This is a genomic window from Paenibacillus doosanensis, from assembly GCF_025060755.1.
Lineage (GTDB): Bacteria > Bacillota > Bacilli > Paenibacillales > NBRC-103111 > Paenibacillus_S > Paenibacillus_S doosanensis.
Genome location: NZ_JANYUY010000076.1, coordinates 1 through 22,052, shown reverse-complemented (window position 1 = coordinate 22,052; position 22,052 = coordinate 1). Strand labels below are relative to the sequence as shown.

22 protein-coding genes and 1 riboswitch are annotated in these 22,052 nt (G+C 54.1%); of the genes, 1 reads left to right on the top strand and 21 read right to left on the bottom strand.

The genetic code is table 11. The features are described 5' to 3' along the window. From N0M98_RS31355 to N0M98_RS31285, 15 genes are all read right to left on the bottom strand, one after another. Positions 1 to 963, bottom strand: coding sequence for an ABC transporter permease (locus N0M98_RS31355; protein ID WP_249864173.1), 963 nt, complete (start codon positions 961 to 963; stop codon positions 1 to 3). 43 nt (positions 964 to 1,006) lie between these two features. Further along, positions 1,007 to 4,321, bottom strand: coding sequence for a glycosyl hydrolase (locus N0M98_RS31350; RefSeq protein ID WP_259620231.1), 3,315 nt, complete (start codon positions 4,319 to 4,321; stop codon positions 1,007 to 1,009). A 323-nt stretch (positions 4,322 to 4,644) separates the two neighbouring features. Further along, entirely contained in the window at positions 4,645 to 5,322 is a 678-nt protein-coding gene (locus N0M98_RS31345; protein ID WP_249864175.1) for a DUF2953 domain-containing protein, read from the bottom strand. A gap of 140 nt (positions 5,323 to 5,462) precedes the next feature. Further along, entirely contained in the window at positions 5,463 to 6,071 is a 609-nt protein-coding gene (gene scpB / locus N0M98_RS31340; protein ID WP_249864176.1) for an SMC-Scp complex subunit ScpB, read from the bottom strand. Continuing rightward, the gene (locus tag N0M98_RS31335) at positions 6,040 to 6,801 is read right to left on the bottom strand and encodes a segregation and condensation protein A (RefSeq protein ID WP_249866191.1); all 762 of its coding nucleotides are present in this window, start codon (positions 6,799 to 6,801) and stop codon (positions 6,040 to 6,042) included. Before N0M98_RS31335 ends, scpB begins: the two co-directional genes overlap by 32 nt. 183 nt (positions 6,802 to 6,984) lie before the next feature. Then, on the bottom strand, positions 6,985 to 7,452 hold the full coding sequence (gene ribH, locus N0M98_RS31330; RefSeq protein ID WP_259620230.1) for a 6,7-dimethyl-8-ribityllumazine synthase: 468 nt from the start codon (positions 7,450 to 7,452) through the stop codon (positions 6,985 to 6,987). A 61-nt stretch (positions 7,453 to 7,513) separates the two neighbouring features. After that, the gene (locus N0M98_RS31325) at positions 7,514 to 8,722 is read right to left on the bottom strand and encodes a bifunctional 3,4-dihydroxy-2-butanone-4-phosphate synthase/GTP cyclohydrolase II (protein WP_259620229.1); all 1,209 of its coding nucleotides are present in this window, start codon (positions 8,720 to 8,722) and stop codon (positions 7,514 to 7,516) included. 58 nt (positions 8,723 to 8,780) lie between these two features. Continuing rightward, positions 8,781 to 9,443 (bottom strand): riboflavin synthase, encoded by a 663-nt coding sequence (ribE, locus tag N0M98_RS31320; RefSeq protein ID WP_259620228.1) that lies wholly within the window; start codon positions 9,441 to 9,443, stop codon positions 8,781 to 8,783. Then, positions 9,443 to 10,561, bottom strand: coding sequence for a bifunctional diaminohydroxyphosphoribosylaminopyrimidine deaminase/5-amino-6-(5-phosphoribosylamino)uracil reductase RibD (gene ribD / locus N0M98_RS31315; RefSeq protein WP_259620227.1), 1,119 nt, complete (start codon positions 10,559 to 10,561; stop codon positions 9,443 to 9,445). The genes ribE and ribD overlap by 1 nt, the downstream gene beginning before the upstream one ends. A gap of 244 nt (positions 10,562 to 10,805) precedes the next feature. Continuing rightward, positions 10,806 to 10,963: riboswitch (FMN riboswitch) on the bottom strand. An 83-nt stretch (positions 10,964 to 11,046) separates the two neighbouring features. Then, complete coding sequence (locus N0M98_RS31310) at positions 11,047 to 12,183, bottom strand: phosphodiester glycosidase family protein (RefSeq protein ID WP_375295579.1); 1,137 nt, start codon at positions 12,181 to 12,183, stop codon at positions 11,047 to 11,049. Positions 12,184 to 12,373: 190 nt separating this feature from the next. Beyond that, positions 12,374 to 12,805 (bottom strand): peptidylprolyl isomerase, encoded by a 432-nt coding sequence (locus N0M98_RS31305; RefSeq protein ID WP_249864181.1) that lies wholly within the window; start codon positions 12,803 to 12,805, stop codon positions 12,374 to 12,376. Positions 12,806 to 13,010: 205 nt separating this feature from the next. Further along, positions 13,011 to 14,342, bottom strand: coding sequence for a diaminopimelate decarboxylase (lysA, locus tag N0M98_RS31300; protein ID WP_259620226.1), 1,332 nt, complete (start codon positions 14,340 to 14,342; stop codon positions 13,011 to 13,013). Positions 14,343 to 14,485: 143 nt separating this feature from the next. Beyond that, positions 14,486 to 16,222: a spore germination protein gene (locus N0M98_RS31295; RefSeq protein WP_375295578.1), complete on the bottom strand. Its 1,737-nt coding sequence runs from the start codon at positions 16,220 to 16,222 to the stop codon at positions 14,486 to 14,488. A 58-nt stretch (positions 16,223 to 16,280) separates the two neighbouring features. Beyond that, positions 16,281 to 16,706 carry a stage V sporulation protein AB gene (locus N0M98_RS31290; RefSeq protein ID WP_249864183.1) on the bottom strand — a complete coding sequence of 142 codons (426 nt, stop codon included), beginning with the start codon at positions 16,704 to 16,706 and terminating at the stop codon, positions 16,281 to 16,283. Next, positions 16,703 to 17,335, bottom strand: a complete 633-nt coding sequence (locus N0M98_RS31285; protein ID WP_259620225.1) for a stage V sporulation protein AA — start codon at positions 17,333 to 17,335, stop codon at positions 16,703 to 16,705. The genes N0M98_RS31290 and N0M98_RS31285 overlap by 4 nt, the downstream gene beginning before the upstream one ends. A gap of 162 nt (positions 17,336 to 17,497) precedes the next feature. On the opposite strand from N0M98_RS31285, the gene N0M98_RS31280 reads away from it, so the two are divergent. Further along, positions 17,498 to 17,707: a DUF378 domain-containing protein gene (locus tag N0M98_RS31280; RefSeq protein ID WP_259620224.1), complete on the top strand. Its 210-nt coding sequence runs from the start codon at positions 17,498 to 17,500 to the stop codon at positions 17,705 to 17,707. A gap of 115 nt (positions 17,708 to 17,822) precedes the next feature. Here N0M98_RS31280 and sigF read toward each other — a convergent pair whose 3' ends face one another. From sigF to N0M98_RS31250, 6 genes are all read right to left on the bottom strand, one after another. Beyond that, the gene (gene sigF, locus N0M98_RS31275; protein WP_249864186.1) at positions 17,823 to 18,578 is read right to left on the bottom strand and encodes an RNA polymerase sporulation sigma factor SigF; all 756 of its coding nucleotides are present in this window, start codon (positions 18,576 to 18,578) and stop codon (positions 17,823 to 17,825) included. An 11-nt stretch (positions 18,579 to 18,589) separates the two neighbouring features. Beyond that, positions 18,590 to 19,036 (bottom strand): anti-sigma F factor, encoded by a 447-nt coding sequence (spoIIAB, locus tag N0M98_RS31270; RefSeq protein WP_249864187.1) that lies wholly within the window; start codon positions 19,034 to 19,036, stop codon positions 18,590 to 18,592. After that, the gene (gene spoIIAA, locus N0M98_RS31265; protein ID WP_249864188.1) at positions 19,033 to 19,386 is read right to left on the bottom strand and encodes an anti-sigma F factor antagonist; all 354 of its coding nucleotides are present in this window, start codon (positions 19,384 to 19,386) and stop codon (positions 19,033 to 19,035) included. Before spoIIAA ends, spoIIAB begins: the two co-directional genes overlap by 4 nt. A 154-nt stretch (positions 19,387 to 19,540) precedes the next feature. Next, complete coding sequence (locus N0M98_RS31260) at positions 19,541 to 20,728, bottom strand: D-alanyl-D-alanine carboxypeptidase family protein (protein ID WP_249864189.1); 1,188 nt, start codon at positions 20,726 to 20,728, stop codon at positions 19,541 to 19,543. Between the two features lie 132 nt (positions 20,729 to 20,860). After that, entirely contained in the window at positions 20,861 to 21,238 is a 378-nt protein-coding gene (locus N0M98_RS31255; protein WP_249864190.1) for a cupredoxin domain-containing protein, read from the bottom strand. A 215-nt stretch (positions 21,239 to 21,453) separates the two neighbouring features. Further along, a complete protein-coding gene (locus N0M98_RS31250; RefSeq protein WP_259620223.1) occupies positions 21,454 to 21,846 on the bottom strand; it encodes a flagellar protein in 393 nt (130 codons plus the stop codon). Positions 21,847 to 22,052: the final 206 nt, after the last annotated feature.

Below are 22,052 nucleotides of genomic sequence, written 5' to 3'. Positions count from 1 at the left end.
TTAATATACGCCTTCTTCGCCGAATTTTTTGGCCACTTTATTGGACAGAATGACCAAAACGAGGCCGACAAGCGATTTGAACAAGCCGACGGCCGTGCTGTAGCTGAACTGCGCTTGCTGGATACCGACCCGGTAGACGTACGTATCGAATACCTCCGCTACCTGCGACACGGCCCCGTTATACATCAGGAAAATTTGTTCGAAGCCGACGTCCATAATATGACCCAGCCGCAAAATCAGCAGCACGACGATCACGCTGCGGATGGCGGGAAGCGTAATGTGAAACATTTGCCGGAATCTCCCGGCGCCGTCCATGCGGGCCGCCTCGTAGAGCTGCGGGTCGATGCCGGCCATCGCCGCCAGGAAGATGATGGTGCCCCAGCCGGCTTCCTTCCAAGCGGACTGGATCGTGACCATAATCCAGAATATATTCGGATTGGTCAGAAACCCGATTCGTTCCATACCGAAGGCTTCGAGCATTTTGTTCACGACGCCTTCCCCTTTGGCCAGCAGCAGGAAAGTCAAGCCGGCAATAATAACCCAAGAGAGGAAATGCGGCAAGTAAACGATGGATTGCACGACTTTTTTATAAATTTCGTTTTTCACTTCATTGAGCATAAGCGAGAGCAGAATCGGCACCGGGAAGAAAAAGACCAGATTCAGCAAGCTGATCGCCATCGTATTGCGAAACAGCATCATGAAATCGGGGTTGGAGAAAAACCGGATGAAATGATCCAGTCCAACCCATTTGCTTTTGAAAATTCCCAGCAGCGGCGAATAGTTTTGAAATGCGATCACAACCTCGGCCAGCGGGATATATTTGAATAAAAGCAGGAACAATAGCCCCGGCAGCGCGAGCAAATATAAATATTTGTCCCGCCTTATATCCTTCCAAAACCTTCTCTGCGAAGACGCTTTATCTGCTGCTCTGTGTACAACCTTCTGAGTATGTGCTTGATTCATAGGGCCAGCTCCCTTCCTTAAGTTCGTGTAATGAGATATGCCTTCATGTCTGCCGGCCTTCAACCGGGTCGACGGAATGGTCGCGATAGTTGAAATATTTGCCTTCCAACAATCCGATCAACGTTCCGGTAACCCGAACTTCGACGGTATTGGAGCCGCTGCGCAGCATCGATGCAGGACCGCGCCATACATACGGCGACCAGGAACGAACGCCCAAAGCGCGCCCGTTGACCGTCACTTCTACCGTATCGTGCTGCTCCCAATCCGGGAAGCTTAATTCGAACGAATCGCGGGCGTGCGCATCCGTTATTTCAAAGGATCTCTCGTAGCGGATGGCGCCTGCGTAATACGGGTATCCGGCACTGTATTCCGACGGCAGCGACGCCGCCGATTCCGGCTCGGCCGTCAATGCCGGCAAACCGGAAGAATCCCACTCGACGCCGAACGGTCCCTGCAAATAAATCGCATCGACAACGCCGTCCCAATCATGCTCCACCTGCACGTTGACCTTTATTTCGTTGATTCCCGGTTGGATAAACGGGAGAATGTCGCAGGCTATATTTTGATAATCGTATATTTCATGCTTGGCGAAGGAAGCGCGCGTCAGCGTATGCCCGTTAATGCTCAAGGTCCATTCCCCGGAAATCGCCGATGTGTCCATAAACATCCGGCACGCCTGCGGCATCCGGTCGATCCGCACCTCGGTACGGTAAGCGCAAGCGAACGGATAATCCATACTTAGCTTAAGCGGAGTCCCGAACATTTGCCGCAGCTTGACGGGGAACTCCCGTTGTCCGGCGATGTCATCGCACTGATCGATGAACGTTTTGGCTTTGACCTCGTAAGCGGGCAAATCCTCGCCCGGCTCCCCCGCTCTGCCGATCGTGAGCCGGAATGTTTCCAGCCGGAGCGTATTGTCGGACTCGGCTTTCATCGTCCACGGCCCGCGGCTCTCCAGCTCCAGCTGCAGCGACGGTGGAACGAGCGGTCTTTCTTCCTCCGTCTCCCGGTCCGCTTCATTCGCCTCCCATTCTACGGCATAAGACTGGTATGGCGCGAAAGCCAGCGGCAGCGCCCATTCGCCTTCGCGAAGCGTGGCCTCGACCGGATGAGCTTGTCCCGTCTCCAGATTGAGCAAGCGGAAATGGAGGCTGACCGGCGCGCTCTCTTCCGTCCCCACGCCGCGCAGTCGCTGCGGGTCGATACATAGCTGCGCCGAATGGCTGCCGCCCTCCTGATTGCTTACAAAGACGACGCCGCGGCGTTCCGTCAGCTTGCGGCTCTGCATCAGGAACGGCAGCGTATCGCTGTCGGCCGTCAGGCGAACGGCGGACGGCGCGACAAGCTCCAGCAAGGAAAGCAGCACAGCCGGCATATTCTCTGTATTCTGACCGGCAAACGCAGGAATGAAGTAAGCCTCGCGTTTCCCTTTCGTCCAGCCTGGCTGCGGCTTCAAGCCGTTCTCGTTCGACGGTCCGCGGCCTCCCCAATACTGCTCCTGCGTCCGGAAGCCCTCGGCTCCGAACAGCGCAGCCGCTTCCCGCTCCGCGGGACTGCCCGCTTCAATCGCTTCATGCGGCAGCAGGCCCAGCGCGATCACGATGCCGCCGTGCTCCGCGAATGCTTGGATTTGCTTCCAAGCGAGTGCTTCCAAATTCGTTATCGGCGGAATGATCAGCACCTCATAAGCCGCATCGCCTATGTTCAGACGGCCGTTCGCAAGCTCGGCCGACGCCAGCAGCTCGGGATCGAGATGATCGAAATCCCGGCGGTTTCGGAGCAGCTCGATGCCGATCGCTTCCCAATCGCCGCGCAGCCGCTCCAGCCGCTGCTTCTCGGCCGGGTCCTCTCCCCCGTATCCGAAGTTATGGAACGGATTGCCGAGCTGCGTCCACAGCGAAGTCGTCGGGTCCAATACGGCGATGCGGATGTCGGCGATGCCTTCGCTCATCAGCCGGCTGATGCGTCCGGTATAATCGCCCAACTGGCGGAAATACGGCCAGTACGGATTTTGCAAAAACTGCGACGGCGGCGCATCATGCTGGGCCAAACCGTCCAGCGTATAGAAAAAGGCGTGAAAGTTATAAAAATTGGCGCCCAGCGCAGCCAATCGGTCGATCATCCATTTGGCGTCCTGAAGCGTCATCGACCAGCCGACGCTGTGGAAGCATTCCACCAGATTGCGCTTGCGGCCGAGCTGTCTGGCCAATGAGCTGATCATCTTCGGGTTATACCGGAGGCTATTGGCATACCGCTTAAGAATCCATTCCAGCGGCCGGCCCAGCTTCTCGTGTCCCGAATCCCCTCCCGGCACATGGCTGAACGCTTGCGTCGTCATCCGTACGGAAGGCACTTCGGCCACATACTGAAGTCCGTGCTCCTCGCACCAGTCATGGACCTGCTTGTGGTAGGCCTCCCGCAGCAGCAAATGGATCGACTGGTAATACTCGTAACGGATTCGGGCCGCGTCCGGGCTGTCCGCATAGGCGAGAGCGGTCAGGCGCTCCTTCAAATCGATGCCTGTCCGTTCCTTAAAGTAGCCAGGAAGCTGGTTGGACCATGGCATATTGCCCAGCAAGCCGATCTCGTCCGTAAACATCCCCTTGATCGTGTGCCCGAAAAACTCGCCGACGTAGCGGGCGTACTGTTCATGGGTCATGCGGATGAACGCAGCCATCGCCTCGCGGTTAAGCGGGTCGACGAAGGTGCCGTAATATTTGAAATCCTCGATCTCTTTCTCCAAAAAGACGACCACTTCCCATTCACCTGGCGGCACGTCCCAAATCATTTTATAAATCGTGCGGTAGGTGAAAAATCGTTTGGCGTTGTAGGCGGTCAGCCCTGCTTTTTGAAATAAAGGATCGGCCTGATAATTGCCGATGGTATGGCGGACATCGATCGCCTCTTCCCATCGCTTCTCGCCGTTTTCCGAAACCGGCACCGCCTTGGCGGACAAGATCCGGGCCCAGGGAAGCTCCATCGTATGAGTGGTTCCTCCCGATACGCGTTCGGCTTGATGAACCAGATAAGTATGCTTCGCCTCCGGATGCTCCAAGGTAACCTCGCCGCCCGCAATGCCGCTCGGATACGGGTATTCGTCGTACAGCCATACATGCATGCCGTACCCTTTGGCGCATTCGGCCGCCGTGCGCACCTTCTCAAACCAGGCCTGCGACAAATAAGGAATTTTCAAGCCTTGGCGCGGGCATATAAAAAAACCGCCGACCCCTTTATCGTTCATCTCGGCAATTTGCCGCCGAATTTGTTCATCCTCCATATCCCCGTTCCAAAACCAGAACGGATGAATACGATATTCTGCAGCCGGGTTCTCCATCCATTCTATTGTATCCGCATACATACCGGACAGCCTCCTTCATTGCAATGGCCGTTTCTCGCCTTGCTTCTTATTTCTTATGCTACTCACTGTACCGAATCATGTTCCAAGCGGCAATTGTACTTTTCTTGTAGAGGACCAAAGGGGTTGTGCACTTTCTTGCACAGATTAAACATCCTTGCAGAAGGCCGGTTTTTCAGGCTTTTTACTTGTTGTCGGCTTCTTCCCGCAAATAAAAATGCACTCTCTGGAATCGTCAGCGGAGCATCCGGTGACCGTTTCCAAAGAGTGCTGCTTATTGCGCGTTGATGAATAATTAGATGTCTTGGCTTATAACCGGCGGCAGGCTACGATGCTTTGAACAGCACCCGGCGCCATGTTCTGAAACCGCCCTTCACTTTCAATATCCGCGACAGCAGGCGCAGCATCGCCAGCAAGACATAAAACACGCGGATTTTGGCTAAAAATTGAATTTCCGATGCCAGCATAACTTTATTATATTGCGGCACGACTTGAATGACTGGCCTCGTTTCCAATTGGATGTAACGAAACAAAAATCCGAGCAGCGATGACTTAAGCCCCCACACCATTCCGGCCGTCATTGCCGTCTCCGCCGCGTCGCCTACTCCCACATTGGTTTTCCAGTGCAGTCGCGTACAGCGGAGATGACTCATCGTAGAGCGCAGCCAATGGTGGAATTGAAAGCAGTTCGCCAGCAAAATCTGCATATTCTCGAACGCTTCCCTAACTTTTTTGCTCGTAATATTCTCTTTCCCGTCCTGTTTCAGCTGCTCGTTCATCTTGTCGACAACCTCGGTTTTCAGCTTTACGCCTTCCTCCATATTCAAAAACTTAATGACCGGAATGGCCAGTTTTCTCTTGACGAGTCCGTACATCGTATGCACGTCCAATATGATCTCGTCATCCTGTTCCATGCGCATGATCGTGAACCGCAGCTGGATGCTGCTGGAAACAAAAATGATGAGCAGGACAACCGCCGCACCTGCAATCCAAGGCCAAATCATGTTCTACCTCCCACGGGCGCTACCTTTCCCGAATACGCCAAAAAACCCCTCATGGCGAAGCTTCGCTTCCGTACATTCAGGAGTTAGTATAGCCCAGCGATGGTAAAACATTCGCAGGAATTATATGTATCGACCGCGATCTATTCCGGTTTGCCGATATCTTCGAAGGTCATCTGCTGCGCGTCGAGCTTCTCGAACAGCAGCCTGGTTTCCTCCTCCAAATTATCATCGGTCTGGAACATCGTCGTTTCCGGCAGCTCTTCGATGCTGCTTAAGGCGAAATAATCGAGAAACGCTTTCGTCGTGCCGTATAAAATAGGCCGTCCCGGCGCATCGGCGCGGTCCACTTCGATAATCAAATCTTTGGCGACCAGCGTCTGCAGCGCTCGCTCCGCTTTGACGCCGCGAATTTCCTCGATTTCCACACGGGTAATCGGCTGCTTGTAAGCGATAATGGCGAGCGTCTCCAATGCCGCTTGCGACAAGGACGAGCGGGATGGGGAGTAAGCCAGCCGTTCAAAGTAAGGGGCGTGAGCAGGAAGCGTCGTCAATTGAAATGCGCCGGCCATCTCGACAATTTGCAAGCCGCGGCTCTGACGCCGGAAATCCTCCTGCAGCTCCAGCACAAGTTCGCGAATGAAATCAGCATGCTGATCCAACACCTCGGCGAGCTGCTTGGCATCCAGACCTTCGTCCCCTGCCACGAACAGCAAGCCCTCAATAACTGATTTCATCTGTTGAAAATCCATGTGCCTTTCCTTCCTCTCTAGCCTGTATGACAATATCCTCAAACAATCCGTGCTGGTAACAAACAATCGCTTTGACCTTCATAAGCTCCAGCAATGCCAAAAATGTCGTTACGAGACCTTCTCTGGATTCGCTGCGGTCTATCAGCCGCGAGAACATGATCGAGCCGCCGGATTGCTCCAATATGTCCACGACCTCGCGCATCCGGTCTTTGACCGAAATTTCGTCCTTGCGGATTTTGGCGACGAGATTTCGGCTCTCCATCCGCCGCAATGCCCGCTGGAACGCGTACACCAAGTCCGCTACATGAAGCCCTTTCACAGGATTCTCTACGACTATAGGCACATAAGGAGTCAAATCCTCAGGCTCGCGGGTATAAATAAGACTGCGTTCCAGTTCCTTGTCCCGGAGATGGTCCGCAATCGCTTTATACTTCCTGTATTCGACCAGCTTGGCGACGAGTTCTGAACGAGGATCGTAATCCTCGTCCATCATGTAGTCGTCATATTCGAACTCGATGACAGGCGGCTTCGGCAGCAGCATTTGGCTCTTGATCGACAGCAGCGTCGCCGCCATCACCAGAAATTCGCTTGTAATGTCCAGCTCCAGCTCCTGCATAGCGTCCAGATATTCCATGTACTGGTCGGTAATCTCTTTAATCGGTATGTTATAGATATCGATCTCTGATTTGTCTATCAGGTGAAGCAGCAAATCAAGGGGGCCTTCAAACATATCCAGCTTGTATGTCACTTTCTCCAAGTAGAATTTCCCCCTAAGAGTTTTGCTGAAAGCAAAACTGTCTTCGTAAGCATAGGCTTTGAGTTTTGCTGAAAGCAAAACTGTCTTCGTAAGCATAAGCTTTGAGTTTTGCGAAGCAAAACCGCCGATAAATTTCGACATCTTACCTATTGTAAATTAGGAAAGCTGTTTGGTCAAATTCGCCATCTCGATAGCCGTCGTGGCAGCCTCCCAGCCTTTGTTGCCGGCCTTCGTTCCGGCGCGCTCCACGGCTTGCTCGATCGAATCGGTCGTCAGCACGCCGAAGATCGTCGGAACGCCCGTCTTCAGACTGATTGCCGCCACGCCTTTGGCCGCTTCGTTGCAGACGTAATCGAAATGAGGCGTTGATCCGCGAATGACCGCGCCCAGCGTAATGACTGCGTCGTACTTGCCGCTTTCCGCCATTTTTTGAGCGATCAGGGAAATTTCGAACGCGCCCGGCACCCAAGCGATTTCCACTTCATCATCCGTTGCGCCGTGACGCTTGAGCGCGTCCAAAGCGCCTCCGAGCAGCTTGCTCGTAATAAATTCGTTAAATCTGCCGACGACGATGCCGTACTTTAATCCTTTGGATACTAAATGTCCTTCGTATACTTTCGCCATGTTTGTTCAACATCCTTCCGAATATCATGTTATTTTTTACGCTGAGTGCAGCCGATCCTCGTTAAAAACGGAGCATGTGACCGAGCTTCTCCTGCTTGGTGTGCAAGTAATTCGAATTCGATTCGTTCTCTTCCATCTGGATCGGAACCCGCTCGACCACTTTCAGACCGTAGCCTTCGAGCCCTTTAATCTTGCGCGGGTTGTTGGTCAAAAGCCGGATTTCCGTGATGCCGAGATCCTTAAGAATTTGCGCGCCGATGCCGTAATCCCGCAAATCCGGGGCAAAACCGAGCTTCAGGTTGGCGTCGACCGTATCCAGCCCCTGCTCCTGCAGCACATACGCTTTCAGCTTATTGATCAGCCCGATGCCGCGGCCTTCCTGACGCATATACAGCAATACGCCTGAGCCCGCTTCGTCGATCTGCTTCAGCGCGGCATTCAGCTGCGGCCCGCAGTCGCAGCGGTGCGAATGGAACACATCGCCGGTCAGACACTCCGAATGAACCCGCACGAGCGTCGGCATGCTGCCGTCGATTGTACCTTTGACCAGCGCCACATGCTCCTTCTGATCCAGCACGTTCGTATAAGCGATGGCGGTAAACTCGCCGTAATCGGTCGGCAGCTTGGCCTCGACTTCGCGCTTGATCAGGTTTTCCTTATGATTGCGATACTGGATCAAATCCTGGATCGTAATGATCTTCATATCGTGCTTACGGCTGAATTCCATCAGCTCCGGCACCCGCGCCATTTCGCCGTCTTCCTTGATAATCTCGCAGATGACGGCCGCGGGATACGAGCCGCACAGCCGCGCCAGATCCACCGCCGCTTCCGTGTGGCCGGCTCTTCTGAGCACGCCGCCTTGCTTGGCGATCAGCGGAAAAATATGCCCCGGACGGCGGAAGCTCTGCGCCTTGGTCGCCGGGTCGATCAGCGCTTGGACCGTGTGCGAGCGCTCCGATGCGGAGATGCCCGTCGTCGTCTCCGCGTGGTCTACCGAAACCGTGAACGCCGTGCCGTGGTAATCGGTGTTGCGCGTCACCATCGGAGGCAGCTCCAGCTCCTGCGCGCGCTCCTGCGTAATCGGCGCGCATACGAGGCCGCGGCCTTCCTTGATCATGAAGTTGATCACCTCCGGCGTCGCTTTCTCCGCCAGCGCGATAAAATCGCCTTCATTCTCGCGGTCCTCATCGTCGACGACGATAATGATTTTGCCTTGCTTCAAATCTTCGACGGCTTCCTCGACAGTATGAAATTGAAACGAAGTATCCATGGTCTTTCCCGCCTTTCTTTCGTATCGGTTCGCTAAAAAAATTCGCTCGGACGCATCGTTACATGAATCCGTTCTCCGTCAGAAAAGCCTCCGTAAGACCGCCTTGTTTGCGTGCAGGCTCCTGTCCGGCTCTGCCGAGCAAAAGCTTCTCCATATATTTGCCCAAAACGTCGGCTTCGAGATTCACTTCATCCCCGGGCTTTTTGTGCTGCAGCACGGTTTGCGCGAGCGTATGCGGAATGATCGATACGGTAAAGCTCCGTTCGGTCACATCCACCAGCGTCAGGCTGATGCCGTCGACCGTGATCGAGCCGTGGGGGATCATATACTTCAATATGCCCTTATCTTCCGGCTCGATTTGAAATACGACCGCATTCTCCTCCGGCGTCCTTCCTGCAATCGTTCCCGTCGAATCGACATGTCCCTGAACGATATGCCCTCCGAAGCGTCCGCCCGCCAGCATAGCCCGCTCCAAATTGACCGAGTCCCCTGCATGCAGCTTGCGCAAGGTCGTGCGCCGGAACGTCTCCGGCATAACATCGACGGTAATCGAAGCCTCGTCGTACTGTACGACCGTCAGGCAGACGCCGTTCACGGCGATGCTGTCGCCGAGACGAACGTCCTCCAGAATCGTCCGGGCCCCGATGGTCAAGATCATCGCCTGCCCCTGCTTCGAGATTCTGCGCATCGCGCCGATCTCTTCGATGATGCCTGTGAACATTAGCTGGCTCCTCCTCGCTTTTCGTAATTAGGATACCCGGCTATGCAGACATCCTCTCCGAATTGCCGCACCGTCATCCGCTCCAGCCGGACGGCATCCTGCATCCGTTCGAACCCTTCGAATTCGAAATTCCCCGGCGCGTCCTTCCCGCCGATGATCTTCGGAGCAAAAAACAGCAGCAGCTTATCGATGAGCCCTTGCTCCAGCATCGCTCCGTTCAACCGGCCTCCGCCCTCCAGCAGCACGGAGGAAATCTCGTGCTCGCCGACAAGCGTCATCGCCCGCTTCAGGTCGACTCGGGGGCCGGCTCCCGCCGCCCATACCAGAACCCCGGCCTGCTCAAGCTGGCGCCGCTTCGTCTCATCGGCCCGCTCCGTCGTCAGCACAATCGTCTGCGCCGACCGGTCCCGGACCACCTTCGCGCCCAGCGGCAGCCTTAAGCCGGAATCGACGATAAGCCGGGTCGGATTCAAAGCCGGCACATCCAAGCGGGTCGTCAGCAGCGGATCGTCGCTGAGCACGGTTCCGATGCCGACCATAATGGCTTGATGGCGATGCCGCAGCGTATGTACATACGCTCTCGATTCGGCGTTCGTAATCCATTTGCTGTCCCCCGAACGCGAAGCGATCTTGCCGTCCAGCGTGCTTGCCGTCTTCAAGGTGACGAACGGCTGCTGCGTCCGGATATACTTGTTGAACGCTTCGTTCAAACGGCACGCTTCTTCCTGAAGCACGCCCGTTGTGACTTCGAGCCCGTGCTGCCGTAATCGCTCGATCCCCGTCCCGGCGACGACCGGATTCGGATCGGTGCAGCCGACGACCACGCGCTTCACCTTTTCCTTGATCAGCCGGTCGCTGCACGGAGGCGTTTTGCCGTAATGGCTGCACGGCTCCAGGGTGACGTAGGCGGTGCTCCCTTCCGCTTCGGGTCCGGCCATCTGCAGCGCGTGAATTTCCGCATGCGGCGTGCCGCGCTTCAAATGGGCTCCCATGCCGACAATGCGCCCGTCCTTCACGAGGACGCAGCCTACGGCAGGATTGATTCCGGTTTGGCCTGCAGCTCCTTCGGCCAGCTGCAGGGCCAGCTTCATGTAATATTCGTCGTTTAACAGCTCCACCGGAACCGCCCCTTTCCTTCGATCGCATTTCGAATCGTACACAAATAAAGCCCGCTTCTCCAATCAGGAAAAGGGGCTTTGACTTTTTGACAGGCATACGCAAAAACACAGAACCGTAGCGTCAAGCTGCGGCAGCCTTGCAACCAATAACGGACAACGCAAAACTAAACAGTGCAAACTGCCTGTTTTGAAAAAAAGTCCGTTCTGTTTCAAGAACATCCGCTGCAATACAACGCCGTTCGCATTTTTCCTTCTCCCATCCAGACTATACTGTCGGTCTCGGAGTTGCACCGAGTCAGCCGGCCGCGGATACCGCGGCTCGGGTCACGGACTGAGCGACAAGCGCAAAGCGCGCCTCGCATCACCGCCGGTGGGGAATCTCACCCCGCCCCGAAGGAAACCTTTATTCAACTAAACGATACCGCCGGCCGAATCACCGACGTTGTGAGAAATAATATCATCAACACCGTAAAATTGCAACATGTTTATGGTTTGCTTGAACCGCTGCCGTCGGCAAAAGGTTTGTACGACGAATTAAAATGATCCATGTCGATGCCGTCCCAAATGTTCTTGACGTTGACCTTGCCGGGATCGGCGAATACAAGAAACGCCGTGGGCAAATAGCGCATTCCGTAGCTGCTTGAAGGCTTGTTCACGACCTTATTGTCCTTCACCAGCACCGAAGAGGAGCCTCCGTCCAGATTGGCGGCCGTCACCGCCCCGCGCTCCAGCAGCAGCTTCTGCACGTCATAGAGCGTGGCCCCGATCGAATATCCCGGCTGTCTGCCGTCGATGACGACGAACATGATCGTGCCGTCCTGCTTCTGCGCCATGCATGTGCGCGGAGCGATCCCCCAGCCGTCGGCCTCGTTCTTGATCAGGCCTTTGCCGTTCACGATAAATTTGGGCTGAAACGTTACGGCGTCCCGCACGCCCATATCGAGCAGCTCGGACGGCTTGTACCGGCCCGCCACCATCAGCCCGGTGCGGTCGATGCCGACGACATTGACCGGATCGTTCATCCCAGCGTCGCTGTACAGCAGCTTGCCTCCCGACATGACGATGCCTGCGGGCTTAAAGCCGTTGCCGTCCCAGTTCGGATCGTCGAAGGCGCCGCCGTTCACCCCGGCGATAGCTCCCGTCCGCTGCACCATGCTAAGAATTTGCTCGCCCTGCCCGACGATGCTCGTCGTGACGACGCGAATCATCTTCGGATCGTGCACATACAATATTTGGCCTTTAAAACTTTTCCCTTCGACCTGCTCCACTTCCACTTGCTTGCTCGCCTGCGCAGCCAAATCGATATTGTGCTGATCCTTCACCTGTGCCATCTCATCGAAGCGCTTCTCGTAATCGGCCACGCGCCGGTCCAGCTCCGCCTGCCCGATCAAATATTTGGCCCACTGCCGATGCTGCGTCGTAATCAGCGTATCCGCAGCCATATAGCGCAAGGTCGAGCCCGAAGCCGTCAAATAGAACCATCCGACGCCTCCGAGCCCTACCCCAAGCAGCACGATCAGCGCGTACAGGAAACCGCGTCTCTTCCGCCTGCGAACGGCCTTGCGTTTCCTCTTGCCGACGCTTGTTTGAACCGATAATCCTTGGTTGCTTTGCAAGGAAATAACCTACTTTCATTCTAGTAATCTAGCTGCTAATAGATATTAAAACAATACCATGAAAAAAACATGAAAATGAACTGGTAATGAAATGAATCATAGCGTTTTCACAAGAAAAAGGCCGAGCATCCCTTGAGGACAAGGGTCTCGGCCTGGCTTGTACAGCTTAAAAAGATGCGCAGAATGCGCCTTTTACTTATACTTCGACGACTTTGACCGATTCCATACGGTCTCTGCCTTTGAACTCGTCTACGAGCTCCATGCCGGAGACGACTTTGCCGAACACAGTATGCTGTCCGTCCAAATGCGGCTGCGGCTGATAGCAAATATAGAACTGGCTGCCCCCGGTATTGCGGCCTGCATGCGCCATCGCGAGGGAGCCGCGCTCGTGCTTGTTCGGGTTGATTTCGCAGTTGATTTGGTATCCGGGACCGCCTGTGCCTGTTCCTTGCGGGCAGCCGCCTTGAGCTACGAAACCGGGAATAACGCGGTGAAACACCAGCCCGTCGTAGAAGCCTTCGTTAGCCAGCTTCTCGAAGTTCGCTACCGTATTCGGCGCGTCCTTTTCAAACAGATCGATAACGACTTCGCCGCCAGCGGCGAGCTTAATATGTGCTTGTTTTGCCATAATGTATGTACACTCCTTTTAGAGGCCCGGTAATGTGCGGCCGGCGGCCGCCTTTTCCCGGACTTTTATATGTTCAATGCTTCTTATTGTACTATAAACGGGGCACCGTTCACAAATCGTTTGTTTACAACAAAACAAAACAGCCGGTCCCTTGCTGTTAGCGCAAGGACCGGCTGCTTTAGAATACGGCGGATAGGCGCCGCGGTTAGACGGTTTTGGACACCTGCTTCATGCGCGACGGAACGACGTCGTTGCCGACGATATTGTCGTAGGACTCCCGCTTGACGACGATGTCCGCTTCGCCGTCCTTGACGAAAACGACCGCCGGACGGCGAATCCGGTTGTAGTTGCTCGCCATCGCGTAATTGTAGGCTCCGGTGCACGATACGGCCAAAATATCACCGCTGTTCACCTTCGGAAGCTGAATGTCCCAAATCAGCATGTCGCCGCTTTCGCAGCATTTGCCGGCGATCGAGACGAGCTCATCCTCGGCCTCGCCCGCGCGGTTGGCCAGCATCGCCTCGTAGCGAGCTTCGTACAAAGCCGGCCGCGGGTTGTCGGCCATTCCTCCGTCGACGGCGACATATTTGCGAACGCCGGGAATGTCCTTGTAGGTTCCGACCGTATACAGCGTCGTACCGGAATCGCCTACGATACTGCGGCCCGGCTCCACCCAAATTTCCGGAACGGGATAGCCGTACTTCCCGAAATTTTCTTTGACGGAGCTTGTAATAGCCTCCACGTACTTCGCTACCGGCAGCGGCGTATCGCCATCCACGTAACGGATGCCGAAGCCTCCGCCAAGGTTGACGACCGAGAACAGCACATCCAGCTCATCGCGGACTTTGGCGGCGAAAGCGATCACTTTATCCACCGCCAATTGAAAGCCTTCGACTTCGAAAATTTGCGAGCCGATATGGGAATGCACGCCGAGCAGCTCGATGTAAGGAAGCTCGATCGCTTCCTGCACCGCGCGGTAAGCGGAACCGTTATCCAGATCGAGACCGAATTTGGAATCGATCTGGCCTGTCGAAATATATTCGTGCGTATGCGCTTCTACGCCCGGAGTGAGACGGAACAAAATGTTCACCTTCTGCCGCTTCTCTCCGGCAATCGCGTTCAGCATATGCAGCTCTACCATATTGTCTACGACAAAGCAGCCGATTTGCGCGTCGATCGCCATCTCGATCTCCTGAGGCGATTTGTTGTTGCCGTGAAAATGGATGCGTTCGGCCGGAAATCCGGCCTGCAGCGCCGTATACAGCTCTCCGTCGGAGACGACGTCAAGGGACATTCCCTCCTCTTCGGCGATGCGGCACATCGCCATGACGCAAAACGCCTTGCTGGCATAGGCCACCTGAAATTTCAAGCCCGATGCGCGGAACGCCTCCACGTATTCGCGGCAGCGCTGACGGATTAACGCTTCATCCATCACATAGAGCGGGGTGCCGAAACGCTCGACCAAGTCGATGGTGTCGCAGCCGCCGATTTGCAAATGCCCTTTGTCGTTGATTTTACTGGTTCCATGTAAGTACATTATCCGTTTTCCCTCTTCCCCTGAACATTAACTCTAAGGTACCATAATCGGCGGCCGGCTGACAATGAGAAAAACCGGAGCGGCCGCCCAAACTGTCGGCCGCTTCTCCGGTACAACACACTTCCCCTTCTCCCGCTTGCCGATCATACCTTCGGCTGGCGGGTGCTGTCCTGCGTGCGGGTCAGACTCATCCGCGTTTTCCCGGTCAGGAACGGACGGCGGACCAATATTTCGTTCAGCGCCTTGAAGTTGAACGGAATGAACGGCCACATATACGGCGCGTTATACGATCTGCGGCTTGCCAGGTACAGCAGCCAGACCGTGAAGCCGATGACGACTCCGGGCACCTTGAAGACGGCGGCGGCGACGAGCAGGACGAGCCTGGTCAGCCGGTTCGCGAGACTAAGCTCATAGCTCGGGGTTGCGAACGTCCCTACTGCGGCGATCGCCAAATACAGGATGACCTCGTTGACGAACAAACCGCTCTTGACGGCGACATCGCCGACCAGAATGGCCGCCACCAAGCCCATCGCGGTAGCCAGCGGGGTCGGGGTATGGACTGCGGCCATCCTCATCAGATCGATCCCAAGCTCGGCGATCAGAAACTGGGCCAAGAGCGGCAGCCGTCCGTTTTTCTGCGGCCCGATGAATTCAAGCCCGGCCGGCTTCAGCTCCGGCGAAGTCACGAGCAGAAACCATAGAGGCAGGAGGAAGATCGAGGCGGCGATCCCGATAAACCGCACCCAGCGAAGATACGTGCCGACGGTCGGCGTTTGCCGGTATTCCTCGGCATGCTGTACGTGATGGAAGAACGTCGTCGGCAAAATAATAACGCTCGGCGACGTATCGACGAAGACGGCGACATGCCCTTCGAGCAAATGGACGGATACGATGTCCGGCCGCTCCGAATACCGGACCATCGGATACGGATTCCAGCTTTTCCCGATGATAGCCTCTTCCAGCTGCTTCTCCGCCAATGGCAAGCCGTCCACATCGACCTGCTGGATTTTGTCGCGGATCGCCTCCACGAGCTCGGCATCGCAAATGTCGTCGATATAAGCCATGCAAATATCGGTATGCGTGCGGCGTCCGGCCCGCAGCATTTCCAGCTTCAGCTTGGGGTCGCGAATCCGGCGGCGGACGAGCGTCACGTTCGTCAGCAGCGTCTCGACGAAGCCGTCTCTGGCTCCCCGGACCACGCGCTCCAGATCGGGTTCCTCCGTCGAGCGGACCGGGAAGGACTTGGCGTCCACTACAATCGCCGTCGTCGAGCCTTCGAAGAAGAAGCCGGAGGCTCCCATCGACACGTTATCGATCACTTCGCTGAGCTTATCGGTCTCCTTAACCTGAATGTGCGGGATGATCGCATCCATGAAAAATTGGACCGCATCCTGACCTTCGCCGCTTTGAACCGTATGGGCCACCGGCGATTCGCTCAAATCTCCGTCCAGCGTCCGGTGCCCGATTTCGGCTGCGGACATCCGGTCCAAAATCATCGTCAGAACGGTATCTTTAGCGAAGCCGTTATAATAGAAAATGCCTGTCTTATGCCCGCCGAACACCATTTCGCGGAAGACGACGTCGAAGCTTTGATTCAGGCCGACCTGTTTTTCCAGCTCTTTCTTCAGGTCCTTGAAATCCGCAGCGATGCGATCCTTCTCATCGTCTGGGCCCTTGCGCTTCGCCGAGCGTTCCGAATCGTCCCGTTCCGGCTCGCGGCCTTCCCGCTTCTCTTCCTCATCCTCTTCTTTAAATTCGGGCGGACGCCAGTCGTAGGCAGAGGGGAGAATATTGCCTTCACGATCGATTTCAAGCTTCGGCTCCACCGCGGGCCCTTCATGACCGGACAACGGCTTCGGTTTGATAGGCATTTTTTTCATAAGCAAGACAACTCCCTTCTTCTGGTAAATAAATCCGCAGCTTGCTGATCAGCCGCCGTCAGCCGAGAAAATTAAGCCAATCCAGCAGAGAACCGAGCACTTTCCCGAAAATCATCGCCATAAGCAGCCAGATCATGTAAGATCCCATCCCTATTCGCTTGGCCAATATAGGCAGCACGTTGACGACCTCGGTAAGCGCTCCTGCCAGCATTCCCACGAAACAGCCGGCCAGCAAGCCGAATAAAGCCGCAGCCAGCGGAAAGAAGGAATAAGACCAATTGAAAAAATCGGACAGCGTAAAAAACAGCGAGCCGACAATGACCGAGCCTTCATACCACCGGATCATATGGTACGAGCGCGATATTTGGGCCAGACGCGGAATCACGTCCAGCACGACGAGGAAAGCGACCATCCCGCTGCCGACGGCGATTCCTCCGGCCAATCCGACAAATAGCTGCAGCGGCACCGACCACCATCCGCTCATGGCCTTTCCTCCGTTTCGTGAATTTTGGCGTATTCTTCAGTGATCACGTAAGTGTTGACATTTTCCTGATACAGGAACATTTCAACCTCCAGCGGGCTCGGCTCTTCGTTGAATTTCTTTTTGAACAAATGGTTGAAAAAAATAATCATCCCGACGCCGATTCCCACCGAATACGGAATTTGCAGCAGCAGCGGATGCTCCACCCATCGGCCTGTAAGCAGTTGATAAATGCGCTGGTGAACCTCGGCCATGCTGACGTCGGCATGAAAGTTCATAATAGCCAGACCCGAGCCTACAAATAAAAGAAGCCAGACCGCAATAATCTGGATCATATTAGGCGGCTTCCGCGCTTCATATACTTCCACAAGACAGTGAGGCTCGCCGAACAGCTCGATTTGCATGTGCGGCTGCAGCCTTCTTACTTTTTCCGCAATCAGCATCATATCGATTAATATTTTGTTACCCTCGCGTTCCTTGGGCTGATGAAGCAGCAGCCGGTTTAGCGGCGTTTCGTATTCGGGATCGACCAACAGCTGTGCTACCCGGCCAAGGTAAATCGGCTCGCCCCGGCGTACGCAGATTCGTTTGCGCAAGCGGATATACAAGGTTGGATTGGAGTTTGTTGTCATCCCATTCACTCCCTTGTGCATTTATCCCATAGTATGAATAGATCGGCGCTCCCGTAGTCGCTTTTGGCCCCTGCCAATAATTCACTTATCGCCGTGTATAATGGAGCCGTTTTTTTGAAAAATTATAAGCAACACTCCATTTCCCGAGAAAGGATGTTTCTTATGGGTAAAGTCGCATTGACATTGGTGATTATAGGGGCGCTGAACTGGCTGCTTGTCGGTTTGTTTCAATGGGATCTGGTGACGGCCATTTTCGGCGGGGAAATTCATCGGACTTCGTCCGACATCAGCCGAATCGTATACACGCTCGTCGGATTATCCGGCTTGTATTGCCTGAAATATTTGTTTATGGACGAATCGCGGGCCAGATAACGCGCTCCTGCCGCGATTGGCCGGACAGCGCAAACAGACCAGGTGAACGGCAAGAAGGCCGCGACCGGTCTGTTTAACGGCAACGCAAAAGGCACGAGAAAAAACCAAACAGCCGCTATTGGGCTATTTGGTCCTTGATGGATTGCAATATTTTCTTCTCCAGCCTTGACACCTGAACCTGGGAGATGCCGAGCCTGCTTGCCACCTCGGACTGCGTCTGGTCGCGGAAATAGCGCAAATAGACGATCAGTCGCTCCCTCTCCGACAAACTCCCTATCGCTTCGTTCAAAGCCAGCTTCTCAAACCATTTGTCCTGGGCGTCGTCGGCAATCTGATCCATCAGCGTAATCGGATCTCCATCGTTCTCGAAAACGGTCTCATGGATCGAAGACAGAGGCTTGTTCGCCTCCTGCGCAAAAACGACGTCCTCAGGGGAAATCTGCAGTTCGTCGGCCACTTCCGTAATCGTAGGCAGCCGGCCGTGACGCTTGGACAGCTCATCCTTCGTCTTGCGAATTTTGTTCGCGAGCTCCTTCAGCGATCTGCTGACCTTCAGCGTCCCGTCATCCCGCAGAAATCGTTGTATTTCACCAATGATCATAGGCACTGCATAAGTAGAGAACTTGACGTCGTAAGACAAATCGAATTTGTCCACCGATTTCAACAATCCAATGCAGCCAATTTGGAACAAATCCTCGGCTTCGTAACCCCGATTCAAAAAGCGCTGCACTACGGACCAAACCAGACGGATGTTGCAATTCACCAGCGTCTCTCTGGCAAGCGCGTCTCCGGATTGACTTAAAGCAATTAACCTTTTGACTTCGGCATCATCCAAATAGCTGTGGGAGGCATGTTTCAAATCGACATCCATAGATCAGACCCCTAATTGAACAAAGCTTTTTTAGATTCAATTCGCTTTTTCATTGTTATTTTGGTACCCGCTCCAACGGCAGTCTTGACTTCGATCTCATCCATGAAATTTTCCATAATCGTAAAGCCCATTCCCGATCGCTCCAGCTCCGGCTTCGAGGTGAACAGAGGCTGTTTGGCCTGCTCCAGATCCTCGATTCCGGCTCCTTGATCCTCAATGGTCAAATAAACGGTGTCGTCGTCCATTTCGGCGTGAATCGTTACGATGCCGTCCGGGCGGTTGTCGTACCCGTGGATAATGGCGTTGGTAACGGCTTCGGAGACGACGGTTTTCAAATCCGTCAACTCATCCAGAGTCGGGTCCAATTGAGAGAAGAATGCGGCGACAGTAACGCGGGCGAATGACTCATTCTCGGAACGGCTGGCAAATTGCAATGTCATAAAATTTCGTTCACTCATGATACGACCTCCAAACTGGTGAGAGCTTGTCTTTCGTTATCCTGGATGGACAAAATTTTAAACAAACCTGACATTTCGAACAGACGGTATACGGACGGGTTGACGTCGCAGACGACCATCTTGCCGCCCCTGGCCGTAATTTGCTTGTAGCGTCCGAGAATGACTCCCAGCCCCGAGCTGTCCATGAAGGACAATTGCTTCAAGCTCAGGATAATATGGCTCGTTTCGCCTTTCTCCAAGGCTTCCTCCATACGCGCTTTCACGATGTCCGCGGTATGATGGTCCAGCTCACCGCTCAGCCTGACGATTAACGCCTTGCGGTGATGCTCCAGTTCAATATGCAGACTCAAGCTGCTCACTCCTTCCCTTTCATGCACACTCATTTCTACATCCGTTTTGCCTTTTCCTGCCCCCCGACAAAACTAGAAGAAATGTGCTACAAAAAGAAGAAATGCGACATTTTGCGCTGCAAGAGCTTGCGCTTATGGAACCGGAGCCTTCCGGTTAATCGATAAAGAACAAATGCTTGGCCGACCGTTTCATCAGCAGCCAGAAGCCGGCCTTTTGCACGTCGACCGGAGAGGTGAGCGGGAACTCGCTCAGCATTTGATCGCCTTTGTACACGACGATTTTGCCGATATCCTGGCCTGCCGCGATTGGCGCCTTCAAGTTATCGTTCAGCTGCACCTCGTGGCGGATTCCTTCGCCAGCCTCGCCTTTTTTCAGCAAAATGCTGTAGCGCTGCTCAGCGGTCAACGGAACCTCAGGCTGGACGCCTTTGCTGACCTTGAATTTTCCGAGCGAATCTCCTTTGTTGAAGATCGGCACATTCGTGTATTGCGAGAAAGCGTAGTCGAATAAATTGGATACTTCGGAATTGCGCGTTTTCGTATCCGGCTCGCCCATGACGACGCTGATGACGCGCAGATTATCGCGTTTGGCCGTGGCGGACAAGCAGAACTTCGCTTCGCCGGTATAACCTGTCTTCAGGCCGTCCGCTCCGCTGTAGAAGCGAACCAGCTTGTTCGTATTGACGAGCCAAAACGGCTTCGGCGTATCTTTGCGCAAATAATCCTGGTACGCGCCCGTAAACTGGGTGATTTCCTCATGTTTTAGCAGCTCACGGGACATGATGGCAATATCTTGGGCGGAGGAATAATGATTGTCCGCAGGGAGGCCGTTACAGTTGGCAAAATGGGTGTTCTTCATCCCTAACTGCTGGGCGCGGTCATTCATCATTTGGACGAAGGCTTGTTCGGAGCCGGCTATCTTTTCCGCCATCGCTACCGACGCATCGTTCCCGGATGCCATGGCAATTCCCTTGAGCATGTCCTGAACCGTCATCTCTTCCCCGGGCTCGAGGAAAATTTGCGAGCCTCCCATGGACGCCGCATACTCGCTCGTACGCACTTTATCGTCCATTTTGATCTTGCCCTGATCGATCGACTCCATGATGAGCAGCATCGTCATAATTTTCGTAATGCTGGCCGGAGGAAGCTTGGCGTCTTTATTTTTCTCAAAAATCACCGTCCCGCTATCCGCATCGACCGTAACGGCCGACATGGCGTTCGGAGCCAGATCAACCGCAGGACTTGGGGCCGGGGCCTTCTTCTCCTCAGCAAACGCCGCCGGCCATGCTAAAGACGCAAGCAGCGAGATAGAAACGAACAGCTTAAGCACCTTGTTGAACATACCTTTCTACCCCTCCAAAATGAGTTATACTACTGCTTATCAGTGTTGACGATTTTCATTCAAAATATTCCCAGATGAAGGAAAAGAAAAAAGGAAGCCTCTGATTGAGGCTCCCTTTTGCTGCCGTATGTATTATTGAACGATCAATTTGGTCTTCATGTCCTGGTGGCCAGGTCCACAAGGAAGAACGCAGTGCACTTCATATTCGCCCGGCTTGTCGAATGTCATATCCACAGATTTGGTATTGTTGTCCAGCTTAACATCCAATCCGACGATCTCCATCGCATGAAGACCTTCTTTGTTCAAGAACGAAACCGTTACCTTCTCGCCAGCTTTCACTGTATATTCAGGCTTGTCGAATTGATAGTTCGAGGCTATGAATTTCAATTGCGGTCCGGCATGAGCTTCCGCGGCTTGCTCTGCTTGACGTACGGAAATCTGTTGGAATAACACTCCTGCGCCTAAGAGACAGGCTACGATGAACAAACTAAACATGATCCACTTTTGCATTTCGGAAATATCCCCCTTACAGTTTTGCCATCCAATGTATAGCCTTATTTTACATAATGAAACGTGCTTTACCTATTCCTTTTCGAGGGGTTCCGGTGAAAAATTTGTGACAATTTTTCGTCTTGCCCGTTTCATATGCCATTCTAACACAATTTTTTGTAAAAACAAAAAGCCCTGCAAAACGGCTGCAAAGGCTTGATTCCTTAATGAGCGCGTCAGCGGAAGCTATGGAAACCGACGCCTTGAACGGTTTTTCGCTCATCGAGCCATTTCAATCCCCTGATTTCCTTCGTCAGATTCGTGCTGCAGGAGACGCATAGCCGGTGCTCGCGGATCGGAGAGGAGCAGCTGTTGCAAGGATAAGTCAGGTTCGGAAAATCCGAAGTAGACAACCGTTTGTCTCTGATCCATCCGGTCAACCGCTGAACCGAGACCCCGGTCGCCCGACTCAATTCCCCGGTGGAAGCTTTACGGTTATGCAGCATGTATCGATAGCAGGAATCAAACTCATTGTCGATCGTGGAAATACAATCCATGCAAAGATTACGCAGGTTTCTTTGGAACACTCTCCCGCAACCCGGACAATTGGCCACCGCCAAAATGCTCACAACCATCACTTCCCGCCGCTTTTTTAGTTCTTAATGCCCAGATTATAACATGAACGAAACAAGGATCAAAGGCCTATGTTAGGGCTTGCTGAACGGGTCGCAATTTACGGCATCACGGGTAAGCGGAATGAGAGGGTCGACCAGAGCCATTGCAAAAAAGGCAAAAAGAGAACCCGGAGTCTCTTTTCGAGGTTCATGACTAGCAG